Raw genomic sequence first — 13,789 nt, 5'->3', positions numbered from 1 at the left:
CCGGCGTCAGACCGGCAGCGGGACTTCGCGGGACAGGAGACATCAATGAAAGCCAACACCGTACCGTCCGATGCGACGGCCACGTCCGCCGACACGCGGCGCCGCATCCGGGCGATCGTCGGCGCATCGTCCGGCAACCTGGTCGAGTGGTTCGACTTCTTCGTCTATTCGTTTTGCTCGCTGTATTTCGCGCATGCGTTCTTTCCGTCCGGCGATCGGACCACGCAACTGCTGAATGCGGCCGGCGTGTTCGCGGCCGGCTTCCTGATGCGACCGATCGGCGGCTGGTTGTTCGGCCGCATTGCCGATCGGCATGGCCGCAAGCAGTCGATGGTGATGTCCGTGCTGATGATGTGCGGCGGTTCGTTCGCGATTGCGTTGTTGCCGACCTACGCGCAGATCGGCGCCGCCGCGCCGGCGCTGCTGGTCGTTGCCCGATGCCTGCAGGGCCTGTCGGTCGGCGGCGAGTACGGCACCAGCGCGACCTATATGAGCGAAATCGCGCAACCCGGTCGACGTGGCTTCTTTTCGTCGTTCCAGTACGTGACGGTCATTGGCGGCCAGGTTGCCGCGCTTGCCGTGGTGGTCGTGCTGCAGCAATGGCTGACGCACGACGAACTGGCCGCGTGGGGCTGGCGAATTCCGTTCGCGCTCGGCGCGGTGGGCGCCGTCGTGTCGATCTTTCTGCGCCGATCGCTCGACGAAACGACGACGGCTCGTACGCGCGGTCGCGACGATGCGGGCTCGTTGAAAGGGCTCGTCGTGCATCGTCGAGCGTTGTGGACGGTGATCGGCTTCACCGCGGGCGGGTCGCTGATCTTCTACACGTTCACTGCGTACATGCAGAAGTATCTGGTGAATACCGTCGGCATGCACGCGAAGACCGCCAGCGCGATCATGACGGGCGCGCTCGTCGTCTTCATGCTGATGCAACCGGCGTTCGGCGCGCTGTCCGACCGGATCGGCAGGCGACGCTCGCTGATGCTGTTCGGCTTGTTCGCCGCTGTCGGCACGGTGCCCTTCTTCACGCTGCTGAAAGCGACGCACGATCCGCTTGTCGCGTTCGCATTGATCGTTGGAGCGCTTGCGGCCGTGAGTTTCTACACATCGATCAGCGGCATCGCGAAGGCCGAATTGTTTCCGCCCGAAGTGCGCGCGCTCGGTGTCGGCCTGCCGTACGCGATTGCGAACGCAATATTCGGCGGATCGGCGGAATATGCGGCGCTGTCGCTGAAGTCCGCCGGCATCGAGTCGGTGTTTTTCTGGTACGTCGCGGCGCTCGGCGCAGTGGTCTTCCTGGTGTCGTTCGCGATGCCGGATCCGCGAAAGGGCAGCTACTTGTGCGACTGACCGGACGAGGACAGGATTGTCTCGGGTCGCGTCGGCCGACAGGCGTCATCGACGGACCCGACGGTGATGCGATGGTCGGCGTTACGGCGCAACCGACGCGCCGGTGATGCCGTGCCGCCGCAGCGAATCGGCGACGAAGCCCGACGCCTTCATGTCCTCGACGAATTCGTTCAGCGCCGCCGCGGCCGCCTCGCCGCGGCTCTTCGGCACGCCCATCGCCTGCCGGATCACCATGAACCGCTCGTCGAGCAGGCGCAGGCCTGCCGTCTTTGCCGCATCGGCTTCGAGCTGTTGCTTCACGCCGGCCGCCACTTCCAGTTGCTGTTCGACGAACGTCTGCACGACGGCCTGCGACGTCGGCGCGCGCACGATCTGCGCGGCCTTCAGTTCGCGCGTGAGGAACAGGTCATACGCGCTGCCCTTGCCGACGGTCACGCGGTTGTGCGGCTGGTCGACGTCGGCGTTCGTGAGGATCGGCGAAGCGTCGCGCACGAGGTAGAAACCCTCGATCAGCACGTACGGCGCGGTGAACGAAACCGTTTCGCCGCGCAGCGGGTCGACCGCGAAGAAGCCGAAATCGGCGCGCTCTTCGGTCAGCGCCTGCACCGATTTTCCGGCGGTGTCGAATACGACGAGTTCCAGCTCGGCCGACAGGCGTTCCGCGAACGCGCGCGCCAGGTCGATCGACACACCGAACGGTTCGCCTGTTGCAGGGTCGCGGTTCGCGAGGATCGGGTTGCCGAGATTGATCGACGCGCGCAGCTTGCCGGTTGGGGTGAAGGCGGAGAGGACGGCGGGGGCGAGGGGCATGAGGGAGCTCGTTGGGGGCGGGTGGGCGGTCGGGGCTGACGGGTGCATCGACGTTGAGCTTATCACCGGGCCGTAGGGGGCTGCGTGTTGCGGTGCGTGCCTGCTTCATGGTTGGTCGCCATGCTATCCGGGTGCACATGATCGCTTTGCACTTCGTTTGCGCTCTCGTCAGGGCTGGTGCGCAGGTACTGCTGCATCATTGGAGTGACGTTGGCAGGTGCGGCGGTGGGTTGGGTGCTCATGTGGCCGGGAAAAGTTGCTTTGGCTGCCCCGAGTTTACCAGCGGCCCAAGCGGTGCTGCTCGAAGTTCGCCATCCGGCTAGTTGTCGTCGATGGCGAGCGGCAGCTAAGCGTCCCCAAATTGTTGCTACGACAGGCGGCGAACAAAGATTCACAAAATATCGGAGGCGGACGATCAGTACATGCCTTCTCCCCGCTTGCACCAGGGCAAAGGTATCGATGGCATCGTAAACGTCACGTCGCGCGTGCCAACGGTCGCATTTTGCGCATGATTAAAATCTACGAAATGATATTGATTTGGAGGCGGAAGATCCCCACGAGATCCGAGGCCAAACTGAAGGCAGTGTGGCAGTTCGACACGAGTTAAACCATGCTCGCCGTTCGGGCCACTCATATGCCTCGATAGATCCTTTGAAAGTCCAATGAGCGCCGCGGTGCTCTGCGCTTGCGCTGTCGAAACGACTGACAAGCTCGTAAACGCGGCCAGAATGAGTAGTGACTTCACGAGGTTGAGCGTAGGTATTGGCGTAGGTTTGTTCGTTGAGGCTTGTCAGATAAGCCGCAGGTACTGCTGCATCATTGGAGTGGCGGTTGCAGGTGCTGCGGCGTGGTGCGTGCTCATGTGATCGGGAAAAGTTGCTTTGGCAGCCTGAGTTTACCAGCGGCCCGAACGGGACTACTCGAAGTTCGTCATTCGGCCAGTTGCCGGTGAGGGCGAGTGGCAGATCACTTGCTCGAACGGTTGGACGATGACGCGTGGATGGGACGACAATCGTTCAGAAAGGGGCGGGCAAGCTGATCGCCGATGTCCGCCATTGGATCTTGCGCTGTTTGGACGGCAGTCAGCGCGTCGTTAATGGAGAGCAATCGTCCATGTCAGCAGCCAACTTGGAAGCACGTCTTACGAGTATCGCGCGCCAATCGGCATGGTTCTGGCCTGCACTCGTCGCCGCGCGTAGCCTAAATCTATCCTCATGGTGTATCGGGGCCGGGGTGATACGCAACCTCGTGTGGGATGAACTGCACGCGTTTCGGACGCCATCCGCGCTATCGGACATCGATGTTGCTTACTTTGACTCGACCGATTTCTCCGCCGCGCGGGACGCGAGCCTCAAGCGTTGTTTGACCGACATGCTTCCCGGTGTGCCGTGGGAGGTTACCAATCAAGCCACCGTTCACCTCTGGTTCGAGCGAACCTTTGGTCATCCAGTTCCACCGCTTGGTTCGTTGGAAGACGCAGTCGCATCTTGGCCCGAATTTGCGACCTCGGTCGGGATCGTGCTTCGTGATGATGACTCGGTCGACGTTATTGCGCCGCATGGGCTGGACGATCTTTTCTCGATGGTCATTCGGCGCAACCCGCAGCGAGTTAGTGTTGATACGTATCGAAAGCGTGTAGCGGAAAAGCAATACCGAAAGCGCTGGCCCCAAGTAGTCGTCGTACCTTGCTGATTATCCGAGGAATACCGGTGTGGCAGGGGCGTTCAATAGGTCTTCGGACGTGGCGGGGGCCCGGTCTACTGGCTCCGCATGTTGATTGCGGGAAGATCGAATACACGCATCTGTTTCCAACATCCTGAGGAGTTTTCAAGCAAAGACACGGAACTACATCGTGTTCGAATCGGCTCAAGAATGCGCAGACGTTCTTCCAGCGCGGTGGCGGCGGAATTTGCTGTTGCGGCGTCTCCGTGCGCGACAGTCAGATGCGGAATTGTGCCATCGTGTACGCCGCCGTACGGACGATATTTGGGAAAGCGTTTGACCAGGGCAGTTGTCAGTGCGACGAACGGCTCGACAGGATCTGGGGTGAGATAGGTGGTGGTCGGAAACCGACCAATTTGCGTCAACGAAAAATCGAACGATGGCACAAGGCTCAACGCGCTTTCGGATTGTCGAATTACGTCCGACGTAATTTCGTCGGGTGACATGAACGGAAACAGAAGCGTGATATGTGCCGGGACCCCCAAGCTTGCGGAAGCATCGAAGCGGCGCCGCAGGTCAGCGACTGCAGGTTCGGCTGCGGAAACCTCAACGACAAACGCTGTCGTGAACATACTACGATCCCCTTCTGGCGGTCGCCGTATTACGGCAATACTTTAGGAATTCGGTGGCGTAGCTTGCAGCGTAACTTACGATCAGAGCCTTATTAGATAAGGCACAGGTACTGCTGCATCATTGGAGCGACGTTGGCAGGTGCGGCGGTGGGTTGGGTGCTCATGTGACCGGGAAAAGTTGCCTTGGCAGTCCGAGTTTACCAGCGGCTCGAACGTGCCTGCGCGAAGTTCGCCGTTCGGGCAGTTGTCGGAGATCGTGACCGGCCGGGTGCCGGACATGATCCGCCAGCAGCAGAGTCGATCGACTTGTGGCGTAGGATTGCCGGCAGTCTCGCTGCTCTATACGCAAGCTACGGGGGCATCATGATCGAACTGCTTGAGCCTTTCTCTCGCCAAATGGCGGGAGACCTTCTCTCGGTTTTCCCGAACTGGAGGAGCCATCTTTCTATTGTTGCCAACGCTGGAGAGAACTACTTCAAAGTTCTGGTGCCGTCGCTCGCGGCATCGAAAGGTGGTCCCTTGGAGGTTTCTTCCTTATACAACGAGGAGGTGACGGTTTTCTATGCGACGACCCATCGGCATTTTTTCTCCGTGTTGGGCAATGCTGACGAGGCTGGCGGTGCAATCGAGTTCATCCGGAAGATACTCGACGAAAAACTTGTCGTGGTCTCTTACATTTGCACCGGCGACTCAATCATACGAGATGGGGTTTTTTCAAGCGCCGCAGTTCCAGCGGACAAGATTCCACGCGCAAACTACGAGTATTACTACACCTCCTCGATGCGCGTGCGTTCTTGGAGAGGCACTTTCGATGCGGACTTCGCCGCCCCGTACGTCAGAGACAAGCCAACGGGCAAAGATGGGTGAGCGTAGGACTTGGCGTAGGTTCAAGGGGATGTCGCAATGGCGGAATTGGATATCGCAGAAGTCTTTTATGCAAGCGGTGCACTTAGATACCGCTATTGCAGATACCTGGCTGCTGATGGGAGCCGATGGATTCGGCACGGTCCTTTTGTCGCCTATAGAGAGGACCGTACGCTCGCATCTGAAGGGACCTACGAACACGGAGTTGAGCACGGAGCCTGGAAGGATTTCCATCCAAACGGACAACTGGCTGCGCTTGGCAACTACGACCACGGAACGGAAGCTGAAAAATGGGCGTACTGGGATGCTGAGGGGCGACTGGAGGCGTAGCTATGGGGGGAGTCGTGCTTTTGCCTCAATGACGAAGCGCTCGGGACGTGCACGGCTCGGCCAAGTTATTCCCTCGAATTCCTACGGGATGTGGGCGCCGCGAATCGAGTCAGCACTTTGGTACGCCCAACGACATCTCAAGCATCGTCCTTGGGAGAGGAAGGCAATCTGAGGAAATCTTGGGCACGACAACTGGCCGCGAGCTCAGCAATTCTGCAAATGCTTTCTCAAGTGTGCTGGTCGCTGCCGAGCTCGCAGGGCTCCGCTCGGCTGATTGGAAAGCGCTGATCCATCGGTTTGATCGATCGCCATGCCCTCCACGGAACAATCGACAACTTGGAACTATACTGGGCAACTTGGAGGATTCAATGACCGATCACGACAGGCCGCATCCACTACGTCCGTTCCTGAAAAATTGGGTTTGGGAGCATGGTCGAATCGGGACTCGCTATCTGGACTGCGTTGATGGCGAAATCAAGTTTGATGAAGGCAAGAAATCGCATTTCGCAGCCGAGGAATATGTCTACGTGCCCCTCGGCAACGGCGCTGACGACGATGCATCCGCGGATCGTCCTGCGATCCACGAGGCAGGACTTGCCCGGTTTTTGCGGGCTGCTCAGTTGGGTAAGCCAGAGGAAGCCGGTTCCGTGGCGGATGTTCAGCGCGCAGTGCAGGATTGCGTGGAGATTGGCCTGTTCAGCGCATATCAATGGGAGGCTCGAAAGGCATTTGCTCGTTACGCGCAGGAACCGATGTTCGATGACGAGATCCGCGCGGCGGTTGTCGGCGACATCCGGCGTATTTACGTCGGCATGCGGGAGCAACTGGCGCTGTACGATTTCAGCGTGCTCCACGGCCTGCCCATGCCGCTGCTTATCGGCGACACGCCCTTCATTGACTGGCGCGTGCGCGCCAGTCCGGCACTTCCGTTCGTATCGCTTCCGCTGGGGCCTTACTGCCTGCTGGTAGGCGCGCCGTCGGGCAGGAAAAGCCGAATCGGCCCAGTGGTCTGGAAGGCCGCTGCCGCGATGGGCCCGTTGAAGGACCACAACCGCCAGATCGAGGAGCAGACACGTCTGTGGCTGGTGGCGACCACGGATGACCAACTCGTCGCTGCGCAAAGCCGCATTGCTGCGACCCTGGGCTCCAGGCAAGGGGAGGTGAAGCCCTGACCGAAGTCGACGAAAAGCAGGCCGTCGGCGGTGGCCGAGTTTACCCGCGGCCCAGACGCGCGACAGTGAAGTTGCCTTTCGACAGATGTCGCTGCTGCCAAGGGTATGCCTGGAACGCGGGTAGATTGGCCACGCAGCGGCTGCAGCGCAAAGGGTGCCGGTGCGAAGTTCGCGGCGTCGCACCATTGTTCGGTTTCGATCATGACCACGAAGTGCGTGGCTTTCACTCGGCACCCATGTCGTCCGGGATACAAGCCAACCAATTGCCGGAGAGCGGGGATGATCTCGTCCGCCCGGAGAACGATACGAGCCGCGAACTGTTTGGCAGGCCGCGCAACCCAGCCCTTCGGGCTCGCTATTCGAGCGTTGCCCTCGGGACTTACACTAATCACCCCCACAAAATTGCAACTTGGGCACTCTTCAATGGAGAGGGCATGCTAGTCTGACTCGGCAATATAAAAAATCCGCAATAAATTACGGATAAATAAGATGAAGCAGGCACAGGCCATACAGGATGCAGGGGTGCGGGGAGCGTGCGCGCAGAGTACGCTAGTGCCGCACTCGACAGCTGTCGGAGGGGAGTCGAAGCGGATCAGTCTGATCGAGCTTGGCGCTCGCGTGTCTTCGGTGACCGTGCTGGGCGTATTTGCTTATCTGATCTACCTGCCGTGGCGATTGGATCCGAGTCGGATCACGCTGCTCCTGCTGCTGGTCTCCGCAGTACTGACCGTCGGAATGTCAGCCTTTGCGAATTTGCCGACGCGGCGCGACTGGCATCCCGTCGCGATGTGCTTTTCTCTTGGCGGTTCGTTCTACTGCCTCACGTATCAGTTGACCGCCAGTACACAACTGATTCCGGAGTGGGCCGGAGGAGGCTGGCAAATTTGCGGGATTGCGTGGCAGCTGTTCGCGAAGCTGTCGCTGGGGCGCTCGTTCGGTCTGCTGCCAGCCAATCGCGGGGTGGTCTCGACCGGTGCGTACCGGTTCATGCGTCACCCGATCTATGCCGGTTACTTGTTGTCCGAAATCGGTTTCCTGCTCGCAAACTTCAGTACTCGAAACTTGCTCGTGATCAGCATCTGGATGCTGTTGCAGATCGGGCGAATCAGTATGGAGGAGCGAGTGTTGTCGGAGGATGCGGATTATCGCGCGTACAAGACGAAAGTTCGGTACCGGTTGATTCCGGGCGTGTTTTGACGGGAACACCGAAAGCTCGTCTTTCGCCCGGCTTCCGATGATCACGACCAACAGCTGCTGCTCAAACGGACATTTGAGACGGATTTTTGAAGGGACGCTCCCGCTTCGCCAAGCGACGTACGCGGTCGATATCGCGCCCCACCCGGCGATCTCAGTCCACAAGCGCTTTACCGGAGGCGTCCTTGATTTTCGCCTTCCATTGCTTGCGGATTTCGGACACGACCGGATCAGGAAGCGAGATGTAGTCGAGATCCGTGGCGGCCTGGTTGCCATTGCGGAATGCCCAGTCGAAGAACTTCAGCGTTTCCGTGCCCTGTTCCGGCTTGTCCTGCTTCGCGTGCAGCAGCACGAACGTCGCGCCGACGACCGGCCATGCGTCCTTGCCCGGCTCGTCCGTCAGGATCTGGTAGAACGATTTCGACCAGTTCGCGCCGGCAGCCGCGGCCTTGAACGTTTCCGTCTTCGGCTCGACCACCGTGCCCGTCGAGTTCTTCAGCGCGGTGTAGGTCATGTTGTTCTTCTTCGCGTACGCCCACTCGACGTAGCCGATCGCGCCCGGCAGGCGCTGCACGAAGGCCGCGACGCCGTCGTTGCCCTTGCCGCCCGTGCCCGTCGGCCAGTTGACCGTCGTGCCTTCGCCGATCTTCGACTTCCACTCGCCGTTGACCTTCGACAGGTAGTTCGTCCAGATGAAGCTGGTGCCCGAGCCGTCAGCGCGGCGAACCACCGCGACGTCCGTATCCGGCAGCTTGACCTTCGGGTTCAGCGCGGCGATCGCCGGGTCGTTCCACTTCTTGATCTTGCCGAGGTAGATGTCGCCGAGCAGCGGGCCCGACAGCGTCAGCTCGCCCGACTTCACGCCCGGCACGTTGACGACCGGCACCACGCCGCCGATCACCGTCGGGAACTGGAACAGGCCTTCCTTCGCGAGTTCGTCATCCTTCAGCGGCGCGTCCGAACCGGCAAAATCGACCGTCTTCGCGACGATCCGCTTCAGGCCGCCCGACGAACCGATGCCTTGATAGTTGACCTTGCCGCCGCCCGCCTTCTTGTACGCATCGGCCCATTTCGTGTAAATCGGTGCGGCAAAAGTGCTGCCTGCGCCGGTGATATCGGCAGCTTGTGCGGCGATGGCAACGAGCGCAAGGGTGCAGGGAACCAGGATCCGGATGTTCATGTAACACCTCCCGTCTACTATCGGCATGCTGGTCCACACGCTACTGCCGGCTTATGACTACTTCGCGACTTGCGACGACATCGTTGTGTCACCTGCCGCTGCGCGCATAGCCGCAGCCGGCAGGCAGCCCGGAATTGGCGACCCAGGTTGTCGGCTCAGGCAACAGGTAAAGATCCATGCGCCGCCCACATGCTGGTTCTGATCTAGAAGTCTGATTTGCCGAGCTGGATGTGCCGGCCGTCGTTCGGTAATGCGTGTCGGTTGATCGCGACAGCGATCTTCCCGCGATTGCTTTCGAACGCGGTGAGCAATTGCTCGGGTGTAGCCGTGTTTGCGTCGAGCTTTTCTCGAATGACGTCCGCCGGGAGCTTGATTGCAACGTACCCCCAACCGGTGCCATAGGCAGAGAACGACAGGCTCAGATCGTCGCAGACGACCGGGTATGTCAGACAAGTGGCTGAGTCGGTCATGGCGCGCGGTAGGTGGTCTTGCATCGAAGGGTGATAGGAGTATTGCATCCGGATGTGAAAACTCAAGGAGCGTGCGACTGCCCGATACGCCGAGTTCAGTACTCGTCGCTCGCCACGATGGAGGCCAGCGCTCGATCGCCGTCGCGTTGGGCAGTGTCTTCAGCGGAAAAGATGTGCTCACTGAATGCGATCAGTTTGAAGCCGCATCCCGTCGGGCGAGGAACCGTGATGCCCCAATGCCAACCCCCATCTTGTTCGAATACGTGGAGGGCGGGGGGCGTGTGGCTCCGTGCTGGTGAAGAAGTCGTCATGGCGTGCTCTCCCGTCATGGAGCGACTGCGGGGCAACTGCATCGAAGGTGCGAACCCAGTCTACGGGCATTTTTGTTGCATCGCAATATTCGGGTTGCTGTAAAAATACCGATGCCTCAAGCGTCACAATTTTGAAATACCAATATGCGCCGCGAGAGCTTGCTGGCATATTGATGTGACGATTGCGATTTTTCGGAGGCTTCATGGATAGCGGTTCGCTTGTTTGGGCAGGAGTGCCGCACAACAGCGATGGCGTGGTCTTTCAGGTTCGCGTGGGGCGCGGACTTCAGCGTTTTCATATTGCGCGGACGATTCTCGAGAAGGCGCTCGATCTTGAGCGATTGGCATCCGATGCGCGACAGCTTGAGTGCTTTTATGAGCACTTGCGTCCGATCCTGGGCGCCGCCCGGAAGACGCGTTCGAGTGCCAAGGCGGATACTGTCCCTCTGAGCATTTCCCATTTCGTCCGAGCGGGCAGGACGTCGGCCGGGCGCGATTCCTGGGCGGTGACACGATGAGCGCCGTAGAGACGTTGACGAGCCTCAAGGCCGAAGCCTGAGCGCAGTACGACGGTTTGTTCACGCGTAACGGCACGACTATTGTCGTGCCGGAACGGTCCCTTGCTGTTTCAGGTTGAACGTCGGTTCTGTTGCGTGCGTTCGCGAACGTTGGGTCCGCGGAAGGGAAGGTTACGTGTCGTCCGAGGGCAGCGAACTCGACGCATGCGCGTCATCGCTTCCGGTGATGGGGCCGCCCGTTTGACTGGCCGGACGGCCCCCGATTGCGCGTCAGAGGCCGAGCTTCCGTTCGCTCATCCACTTCACGATCGCCGGATCGCGATGGGAGAAGAAACTGCTCGTGCCAGTCTCCAGCGTTGCGATGGCCTGCATGTCTTCCTCGGATAGTTCGAAGTCGAAGACGGCCAGGTTTTCCAGCATTCGCTCTTTTCGCACGGACTTTGCCAGAGCGACGATTCCGCGCTGAACCACCCATCGCAGCACGACTTGTCCCACGGTCTTGCCGTGGCGCTGCGCAATCGCCACGAGTTGCGCGTTGTCGAACAGGTTGTTGCGACCTTCGGCGAAAGGCGCCCAAGCCTCTGGCTGAACGCCAAGCCCGCGCATGAAATCGATGACCCTGCCTCGCTTTCACGTGCTATGCGGAAGCATTTGCCACAGGCACTCCAGCGCAGGATTCGCGTTCTCTATCTCGCGAAATGCCCGGACCGACATCGGTAAGCTCCAGGCCGCGCCTCCCAGCGATACGCAATCATTGCCGGCGGCCAGCACCAGGGTTTCAAGCATCCAGGCTACCCCATGCCCGTGGGACGTCATCGCGTGGAGCACTTCGAGCGAGCGATTCTCGAATACTCTCGTCCCGATCAGCGGAAACGGCGCTTTTTCGATGACGCGCTCGACGAGCCGATCCATATAATGACCCCTCGTCCACATCAACAGTGGAATGGGGGCAGCAGCCGTGCCCGGCCAGACAACGCCCTTTTCTTGGATCCACTGCCGGGATGCGAACGGTTTTAGGCAGTCGCCTCTGATCCACTTCGACTCGTAGCGCTCCGGTGAAAACGGCAGCGGCAATTCGTTGCATTCGTATGTGATCAGGATGTCGACGTGATTCGACGCGAGCGCCGTCACAAGATCATAGATATCGCCGACCATGACTTCAGCGGTCAACTGGATGTCACGAGTCCACGCTGACCACCACTGCGGCAAAAACAGCGTGGCCAGCGACGAGCTGATCCCAACCCGAATGTGTTCTTGTTGACGCGGCGCGGCTCCGGACAGATCGGCCTTCGCCCTGGACAGTTTGGCGACGGTCTCCGCCGCAGTGACGCGCAACCGCTGCCCGGCCTCGGTCAGCCGGCTCGGTATCGAGCCTCGCTCCACCAGCGGCACGCCCGCCCAGCTTTCGAGCGCCTGAATCCGGCGGCTGAACGCTGCTTGCGACACATGGCGCAACTCGGCGGCACGAGTGAAGTTGCCGGTAGCGGCCAATGCCAGGAAATCCTGCAGGAGCTTCGTATCCATAAAAATAGGGATGCACGATCAAAGGTGACAGCCAGGATCCGAAGTCTCCTACATTCCCGGGGCGGTTCAATGCGTGATTTGCATGGCATCGGCTCCGCCGCGGTCAACGTTCGTCGTGAGCATTGCGATGTTTGCATAGAATCGGTCTTTTGTCGCGGCATCATCTTTTCATCATCACGGCATCACCCACACATAAGGAGTTCTTGGTGAATGGTGCGGAAAGTCTGGTAAGAACGCTGTTGCAGTCGGGTGTCGACACCTGTTTCGCGAATCCCGGTACGAGCGAGATGCATTTCGTCGCGGCGCTCGATCAGATCCCCGGCATGCACTGCGTGCTGGGCCTGCAGGAGAACGTCGTCACCGGCATGGCGGATGGCTACTACCGGATCGCCGAAAAGCCAGCCTGCACGTTGCTGCACTGTGGTCCCGGCCTTGCCAACGGCCTCGCAAATCTCCACAACGCGAGGCGTGCACGCAGCGGCATCGTCAACATCGTCGGCGATCAGGCGACCTATCACCGCCAGTTCGATGCGCCGTTGACGGCGGACACCGACAGCCTCGCGCGCACGGTGTCGAGTTGGGTGCGCACGAGCGGCAGCTCGGCCGAGGTCGGACATGATGCAGCCAGCGCGGTGCAGGCGGCCCGCACCGCGCCAGGTCAGATCGCCACGATGATCCTGCCGGCCGATGCATCGTGGAGTGCGGGCGGCGTCGTGGCCGAAGCGCTCGTCGTTCCGGTCGCGCCGGCGATCGATCCGTTCGCAGTCGAACAAGCCGCGCGCGTGCTGCGCGAGCGCAAGAATGTGCTGATCCTGTTGGCCGGGCGCGGCGTGCTCGCCAAATCGCAGGCGCTTGCATGGCGCATCGCGCGGGCCACCGGTGCGGCCGTTCGTTACGACTTTGTAAACGGACGCCTCGCGCGCGGCCAGGGGCGGCTTCCGGTCGAACGCGTACCGTACGGCACCGATCACGCCATCGAGTCGCTCGCCAGCTTTGACCACATCATTCTCGTCAACGCGAAGCCGCCCGTCGGCTTTTTCGCCTACCCGGACAAGCCGTCCAGGCAATATCCGTCGCATGCGCAACTGCATGTCCTGTCGCGCTATGACCAAGATCCCGAAGCCGCATTGCAGGCACTGGTCGACGCGCTGAACGCGCCAGTGGCAGCGATGCCCGACCCGGGCCCACGTCCGGAGATCGCAAGCGGCGCGCCGACCCCTGAAGGCCTGGCGCGCACGCTGGCCGCGCTGATGCCCGACGACGCGATCGTCTCCGACGAAAGTATTTCCTACGGCCGTTCGTTTTACCGTCATACGCATGCCGCTGCGCCGCACGATTGGCTTCAGCTGACCGGCGGCGCAATCGGCGATGGTCTGCCGGTTGCGACGGGCGCCGCCATGGGTGCGCGTGGCAACCGTCGGGTGATCAGTTTGCAAGCCGACGGCTCGGCCATGTATTCGTTGCAGGCGCTATGGACGCAAGCTCGGGAGCGTCTCCCGTGCACGACGATCCTGCTGAACAACAGCAAGTACAACATTCTCGTCGGCGAATATCGGAACGTTGGCGCGACACCTGGCCCGACCGCCATGAGCATGCTCGACCTCGGCAACCCGGCGCTCAACTGGACGAAGATCGCCGACGGCCTTGGCGTCGAGGCGGCACGCGCGACCACGATGGAAGAATGTGCCGACCTGATGGCCCGAAGCTTCGGGCGGGAGGGCCCGTTCCTGATCGAACTGATGGTTTGACCGAAGCGGCGGCGCAATCGTCGG

14 protein-coding genes and 1 pseudogene are annotated in these 13,789 nt (G+C 60.6%); 8 read left to right on the top strand and 7 right to left on the bottom strand.

Annotated features, from left to right (window positions below; all coding sequences use genetic code 11):
* Positions 1-45: 45 nt before the first annotated feature.
* Positions 46-1,350: an MFS family transporter gene (locus tag JYG32_RS36305; protein ID WP_213267595.1), complete on the top strand. Its 1,305-nt coding sequence runs from the start codon at positions 46-48 to the stop codon at positions 1,348-1,350.
* 81 nt (positions 1,351-1,431) lie between these two features.
* Here JYG32_RS36305 and JYG32_RS36300 read toward each other — a convergent pair whose 3' ends face one another.
* Positions 1,432-2,160: an ABC transporter substrate-binding protein gene (locus JYG32_RS36300; RefSeq protein ID WP_213267594.1), complete on the bottom strand. Its 729-nt coding sequence runs from the start codon at positions 2,158-2,160 to the stop codon at positions 1,432-1,434.
* Positions 2,161-3,156: 996 nt separating this feature from the next.
* Between JYG32_RS36300 and JYG32_RS36295 the strand changes: the two genes are divergently transcribed.
* A complete protein-coding gene (locus JYG32_RS36295; RefSeq protein ID WP_349631821.1) occupies positions 3,157-3,852 on the top strand; it encodes a nucleotidyltransferase family protein in 696 nt (231 codons plus the stop codon).
* A 65-nt stretch (positions 3,853-3,917) separates the two neighbouring features.
* Here JYG32_RS36295 and JYG32_RS36290 read toward each other — a convergent pair whose 3' ends face one another.
* The gene (locus JYG32_RS36290; RefSeq protein WP_213267593.1) at positions 3,918-4,454 is read right to left on the bottom strand and encodes a 2'-5' RNA ligase family protein; all 537 of its coding nucleotides are present in this window, start codon (positions 4,452-4,454) and stop codon (positions 3,918-3,920) included.
* A 363-nt stretch (positions 4,455-4,817) separates the two neighbouring features.
* Here JYG32_RS36290 and JYG32_RS36285 point away from each other — a divergent pair, with 363 nt between their 5' ends.
* The 4 genes from JYG32_RS36285 (at position 4,818) to JYG32_RS36270 (ending at position 8,017) form a co-directional block, all read left to right on the top strand.
* Complete coding sequence (locus tag JYG32_RS36285) at positions 4,818-5,321, top strand: hypothetical protein (protein WP_213267592.1); 504 nt, start codon at positions 4,818-4,820, stop codon at positions 5,319-5,321.
* Positions 5,322-5,357: 36 nt separating this feature from the next.
* Positions 5,358-5,648 (top strand): toxin-antitoxin system YwqK family antitoxin, encoded by a 291-nt coding sequence (locus JYG32_RS36280; protein WP_213267591.1) that lies wholly within the window; start codon positions 5,358-5,360, stop codon positions 5,646-5,648.
* Positions 5,649-6,016: 368 nt separating this feature from the next.
* Positions 6,017-6,820: a hypothetical protein gene (locus tag JYG32_RS36275; RefSeq protein WP_213267590.1), complete on the top strand. Its 804-nt coding sequence runs from the start codon at positions 6,017-6,019 to the stop codon at positions 6,818-6,820.
* Positions 6,821-7,309: 489 nt separating this feature from the next.
* The gene (locus JYG32_RS36270; protein ID WP_213267589.1) at positions 7,310-8,017 is read left to right on the top strand and encodes a methyltransferase family protein; all 708 of its coding nucleotides are present in this window, start codon (positions 7,310-7,312) and stop codon (positions 8,015-8,017) included.
* Between the two features lie 151 nt (positions 8,018-8,168).
* Here JYG32_RS36270 and pstS read toward each other — a convergent pair whose 3' ends face one another.
* From pstS to JYG32_RS36255, 3 genes are all read right to left on the bottom strand, one after another.
* On the bottom strand, positions 8,169-9,194 hold the full coding sequence (gene pstS, locus JYG32_RS36265) for a phosphate ABC transporter substrate-binding protein PstS (RefSeq protein WP_213267588.1): 1,026 nt from the start codon (positions 9,192-9,194) through the stop codon (positions 8,169-8,171).
* 203 nt (positions 9,195-9,397) lie between these two features.
* Entirely contained in the window at positions 9,398-9,664 is a 267-nt protein-coding gene (locus JYG32_RS36260) for a hypothetical protein (protein WP_213267587.1), read from the bottom strand.
* A gap of 95 nt (positions 9,665-9,759) precedes the next feature.
* Positions 9,760-9,975, bottom strand: a complete 216-nt coding sequence (locus JYG32_RS36255) for a hypothetical protein (protein WP_213267586.1) — start codon at positions 9,973-9,975, stop codon at positions 9,760-9,762.
* A 203-nt stretch (positions 9,976-10,178) separates the two neighbouring features.
* Here JYG32_RS36255 and JYG32_RS36250 point away from each other — a divergent pair, with 203 nt between their 5' ends.
* Positions 10,179-10,493 (top strand): hypothetical protein, encoded by a 315-nt coding sequence (locus JYG32_RS36250; RefSeq protein WP_213267585.1) that lies wholly within the window; start codon positions 10,179-10,181, stop codon positions 10,491-10,493.
* Positions 10,494-10,763: 270 nt separating this feature from the next.
* Here JYG32_RS36250 and JYG32_RS36245 read toward each other — a convergent pair.
* Positions 10,764-11,108, bottom strand: a pseudogene (locus JYG32_RS36245) (aldo/keto reductase); the annotation flags it as partial.
* A 15-nt stretch (positions 11,109-11,123) separates the two neighbouring features.
* Positions 11,124-12,017 (bottom strand): LysR family transcriptional regulator, encoded by an 894-nt coding sequence (locus tag JYG32_RS36240; protein WP_213267584.1) that lies wholly within the window; start codon positions 12,015-12,017, stop codon positions 11,124-11,126.
* Positions 12,018-12,223: 206 nt separating this feature from the next.
* On the opposite strand from JYG32_RS36240, the gene JYG32_RS36235 reads away from it, so the two are divergent.
* The gene (locus JYG32_RS36235) at positions 12,224-13,765 is read left to right on the top strand and encodes an acetolactate synthase large subunit (protein WP_213268309.1); all 1,542 of its coding nucleotides are present in this window, start codon (positions 12,224-12,226) and stop codon (positions 13,763-13,765) included.
* Positions 13,766-13,789: the final 24 nt, after the last annotated feature.

Origin of the sequence: Burkholderia pyrrocinia (genome assembly GCF_018417535.1) — a bacterium.
In the GTDB taxonomy this organism is placed as follows: domain Bacteria; phylum Pseudomonadota; class Gammaproteobacteria; order Burkholderiales; family Burkholderiaceae; genus Burkholderia; species Burkholderia pyrrocinia_E.
Note: the sequence above shows the minus strand (reverse complement) of the source record. Positions and strands in the feature narration are given on the sequence as shown.

Bases quoted from the DNA above. Each gene is read 5' to 3' on its own strand.
- JYG32_RS36305 (WP_213267595.1), top strand. From the start codon at position 46: ATGAAAGCCAACACCGTACCGTCCGATGCGACGGCCACGTCCGCCGAC.
- JYG32_RS36300 (WP_213267594.1), bottom strand. From the start codon at position 2,160: ATGCCCCTCGCCCCCGCCGTCCTCTCCGCCTTCACCCCAACCGGCAAG.
- JYG32_RS36290 (WP_213267593.1), bottom strand. From the start codon at position 4,454: ATGTTCACGACAGCGTTTGTCGTTGAGGTTTCCGCAGCCGAACCTGCA.
- JYG32_RS36285 (WP_213267592.1), top strand. From the start codon at position 4,818: ATGATCGAACTGCTTGAGCCTTTCTCTCGCCAAATGGCGGGAGACCTT.
- JYG32_RS36280 (WP_213267591.1), top strand. From the start codon at position 5,358: ATGGCGGAATTGGATATCGCAGAAGTCTTTTATGCAAGCGGTGCACTT.
- JYG32_RS36275 (WP_213267590.1), top strand. From the start codon at position 6,017: ATGACCGATCACGACAGGCCGCATCCACTACGTCCGTTCCTGAAAAAT.
- JYG32_RS36270 (WP_213267589.1), top strand. From the start codon at position 7,310: ATGAAGCAGGCACAGGCCATACAGGATGCAGGGGTGCGGGGAGCGTGC.
- pstS (WP_213267588.1), bottom strand. From the start codon at position 9,194: ATGAACATCCGGATCCTGGTTCCCTGCACCCTTGCGCTCGTTGCCATC.
- JYG32_RS36260 (WP_213267587.1), bottom strand. From the start codon at position 9,664: ATGACCGACTCAGCCACTTGTCTGACATACCCGGTCGTCTGCGACGAT.
- JYG32_RS36255 (WP_213267586.1), bottom strand. From the start codon at position 9,975: ATGACGACTTCTTCACCAGCACGGAGCCACACGCCCCCCGCCCTCCAC.
- JYG32_RS36250 (WP_213267585.1), top strand. From the start codon at position 10,179: ATGGATAGCGGTTCGCTTGTTTGGGCAGGAGTGCCGCACAACAGCGAT.
- JYG32_RS36240 (WP_213267584.1), bottom strand. From the start codon at position 12,017: ATGGATACGAAGCTCCTGCAGGATTTCCTGGCATTGGCCGCTACCGGC.